Here is a 764-nt window from a genome sequence, read left to right as displayed (position 1 = left end):
TCTATGGCACGCGCCCATGGAACGCCATGTTGCGCATCACGCCGGCCGCCGGCGCGGTGTCTGACGCGCGTGCGTGGCGCCAGCGGGTCCAGGACATGGTTCAGCTGTTGCGACATCAATACGAGTTGCGCGAATAGACCGGAGGTCTAGCCTTCCATGCGCACCAGCACGACCTGAAACGGCACGTCGGGGCGTTGCTTGACGACACCTCTGCAGGACGCCGTCGTGGTCTTGGATGTCCCGACCAGATCAATCTCGACCTCGTCGATGCCGAAGATCGTTGGCTGGCCGTCCGCATGCCGGCGGGTCGCAATCGTCGCCGTGAAAGCATCGCCGTTCTGGATATAGGAACCGCTATAGGCAATCACCGTATCGCCGCCCGACAATCGACCATCAGCGAGCGTGATAATCCCCATGCCTTCCTTCTCGGGAATACGAAACCACGCCGAATAACGGCCATCCGGGAGCATGACAAACCTGAACTGTAAGTTGCGGTATAGCCAATTACCACCAACCCATCAGAAAGACCTTAACCAGATCGGTCGCATTGAAACGATCGATCTCGCCTTCCCCAATGTAATGCCGCGCTACTTGCCGCCCCCGATATTGCCGCCCTTGATATGGCCGAGCGAGTTGCTGCCATAGGCAGAATTGCCGTGATTGCCGCTCATCGCCGCATTGCCACGAAAGATCGCGGGACCTCGCATCTGGCCATAGGCCCCGTAATATCCGTGGTGCGCCTTGTAGCCACGATGGACTTTCTT

At 58.9% G+C, this 764-nt stretch carries 1 protein-coding gene; it reads right to left on the bottom strand.

Annotated features, from left to right (window positions below):
• Nucleotides 1–146 precede the first annotated feature (146 nt).
• Nucleotides 147–470: a hypothetical protein gene (locus tag AC1DS5_RS24965; RefSeq protein WP_477720933.1), complete on the bottom strand. Its 324-nt coding sequence runs from the start codon at nucleotides 468–470 to the stop codon at nucleotides 147–149.
• Nucleotides 471–764: the final 294 nt, after the last annotated feature.

It is taken from the genome of Polaromonas sp. P4_H1 (genome assembly GCF_056400945.1).
This window is presented reverse-complemented; position numbering and strand designations above follow the sequence as displayed.

What these genes read in the sequence shown, in the direction of transcription:
- AC1DS5_RS24965 (WP_477720933.1), bottom strand. Translation starts at nt 470, where the DNA reads ATGCTCCCGGATGGCCGTTATTCGGCGTGGTTTCGTATTCCCGAGAAG.